Consider the following 2,598-nt stretch of genomic DNA (forward strand, 5'->3'; position numbering starts at 1 on the left):
TTACGAACGTTTACCTGCCTCCTCAGAAACCTTCATCTACCTTGCGATGATTCGATTGATGTTACGCAAGCTAGCCTGAGTCTTTTGCAACCTCTTCCGTATTTCTAAACATCTTCTAAACTCAACTTTATCCAATTCGGAGAGGAGAAAAGGTAGCAGAATCAGGAAAGCGTTGTTGGAATAATCCTGATGAGCCTGCTACCGAAAGACTTGATGCCTTTGATCGTAACGTTTGCCTCATTGTTTTCCCAGCCCGTGTGGGATTCTGCCTTGGTGCTGCTAGTTGGGGCAATTTTAGCTCCCGGCAAACGAACGGTCAGTGCAATTTTGCGGGTGATGGGTTTAGCGCAAGTGGCTCAGTTTCAAAAATATCATCGGGTGCTCAATCGTGCAGTATGGTCTGCAAGACAAGGAAGCCAGTTGCTGTTGCAGCAGTTAGTCGAGGGATTTGCGTCAAAGGGGGTGTTAGTGATGGGCATTGATGACACCATTGAGCGATGTTGGGGTTAGCGGATTCGGGCAAGAGGAATTTATCGAGACCCAGTACGTTGGAGTGACAGTCATTTTGTTAAAACCAGTGGATTGCGCTGGCTAAGCCTGATGCTGCTGGTTGAAATTCCGTGGTCGCATCGGGTTTGGGCACTGCCCTTTTTCACCGTTCTCGCGCCGTCTAAGCAATACAACCAACGTCAGGGACATCGCCACAAGAAGCTGATTGACTGGGCACGGCAAATGTTAACGCAAGTGAGGCGATGGTTACCTGAGCGTGCGATGGTGCTGGTGGCTAACAGTTCCTTTGCGGCACTGGAATTTCTAGAAGCCTTGGGGCAGTTGCCCAAGCCTGTGTTTGTTGTAACCCGGCTGCGCTTAGATGCTGCTCTGTATGAGCCTGCCCCTCCTCGACAGCTGAAGCAAATGGGTCGTCCCCGCAAAGTCGGCAAGCGGTTTGCGACCCTCAGCACCGTTCTGGATGATGCTCAAACCCATTGGCAGTCGATGCAGTTAGAAGGATGGTATGGCGGACGCTCTGTGGAGCTAGAAGTCGCTTCTCAAACTGCTCTCTGGTATCACACAGGCTTGCCTGCCGTGCCAATTCGCTGGGTTTTAGTCAAAGACCCGACCGGCAAACGGGAACCCCAAGCTTTTCTCTGCACAGACTTAACTGCCAAGCCGGAGCAAATCTTGCTGTGGTTCCGCCAACGCTGGCAGGTTGAGGTGACCTTTGAGGAAGCCCGTGCCCACCTGGGAGTAGAAACGCAACGGCAGTGGTCGGATAAGGCAATTGGACGGACAACTCCTGTTTTGTTCGCACTGTTCTCCATTGTCGTGCTATTAGCGCATCAACTTCAGTCTCAACAGGGATTCACCCTACCTCAATTGACCTGGTACAAAAAATCATTGCCAACGTTCACAGATGCGTTAGCTTTAGTTCGACAACGACTTTGGCAAACTCGACTTTTTCCATCCTCAGGAGCAACAACCGACATGGTAAAAATACCAAAACCTTTGCTGGACTGTTGGTTCAGTTTACTCTGCTATGCTGTCTAAATTGGATAAAGTCGAGCTTAGAGCTGGGTGATTATCTTTCGCCGGAAGGGCTGTCCTGTCGGATTAGCTCTTGGCATCGTCAAGAAGATCGCAGTCTGCCTTTGCGTGGCAAAACCAGCGGAGCCTATATCACTTCATCGCTGGCAAAAACCGAAGCTGTTAATTCTGGCTTTGATGAAGCGATTTTGCTCAACTCTCAGGGTAAAGTCAGCGAAGCGTCTGGCATGAATATTTTTCTGGTGCGAAACGGCACAATTATTTCTCCTGGCTTTGATCAAGACATTCTAGAAGGCATCACCCGTGATAGCGTGTTGACGATCGCCCGCGACATGGGCTTTCCCGTGGTCGAACGACCCGTTGATAAAACCGAGCTGTTCATCGCCGATGAAGTTTTCCTCAGCGGCACGGCGGCTAAAGTCGCGCCTATCTCCCGCATCGAAAACTACGTTCTGCCTGCCGATCGCCCCATCACCCTAAAGCTGCGAGAAAAGCTGACGGCGATTACCGAAAATCGCGCTTCGGAATATCAGGACTGGGTGTTTCCCATCTCGATCGCCTGACGGTTGCAGTTCTCTATTCGCCCCTTGATGATTAAATTCATCTACAGAGCGATCCCTTAATCAGAACAGGGAGTTCTTGAATTTGAACGGTTAAGGGTAAAAATCATGGAGGCTAGAAAATGAACACAACGATCGAGACTTTAGAAGACAATTTGCGGCAAGCGATGCTCACCAGCGATGTTGCTGTGCTAGCTGAACTTATTGCCGATGATTTGGTTTGGACGATGCCTACAGGTCAGGTCGTCAACAAGCAGTTTGATCTGGACGCGCATCGCTCTGGAGTTTTCAGGTTCACAAGAAGTGAAATTAGCGATCGCCAAATCCATGACTACAGCAATTGTGTTGTGGTTACGCTCAAAGCTGAACTTGCTGGAACATATTAACCCGGCAATCATAGAAGAGGCATGAAGTTATGCAGCATAAGCAATAAACCGATGCTTGAAATATCGCATGACTCGCTGTGGGAGCTTCTGGAGTTTATGCAAATGAG

1 protein-coding gene and 2 pseudogenes are annotated in these 2,598 nt (G+C 49.5%); all 3 read left to right on the forward strand.

What is annotated here, in order from left to right:
- Positions 1–213: 213 nt before the first annotated feature.
- The 3 genes and pseudogenes from NDI45_RS30785 (at position 214) to NDI45_RS30795 (ending at position 2,491) form a co-directional block, all read left to right on the forward strand.
- A pseudogene (locus tag NDI45_RS30785) lies at positions 214–1,548 on the forward strand (transposase).
- A 17-nt stretch (positions 1,549–1,565) separates the two neighbouring features.
- Positions 1,566–2,108, forward strand: a pseudogene (locus tag NDI45_RS30790) (aminotransferase class IV); the annotation flags it as partial.
- Positions 2,109–2,227: 119 nt separating this feature from the next.
- Positions 2,228–2,491 (forward strand): nuclear transport factor 2 family protein, encoded by a 264-nt coding sequence (locus NDI45_RS30795; RefSeq protein ID WP_190789611.1) that lies wholly within the window; start codon positions 2,228–2,230, stop codon positions 2,489–2,491.
- The last annotated feature ends 107 nt before the right edge of the window (positions 2,492–2,598 follow it).

The sequence above is a fragment of the Leptolyngbya sp. GB1-A1 genome, from assembly GCF_039962475.1.
Lineage (GTDB): Bacteria > Cyanobacteriota > Cyanobacteriia > Elainellales > Elainellaceae > Leptolyngbya_A.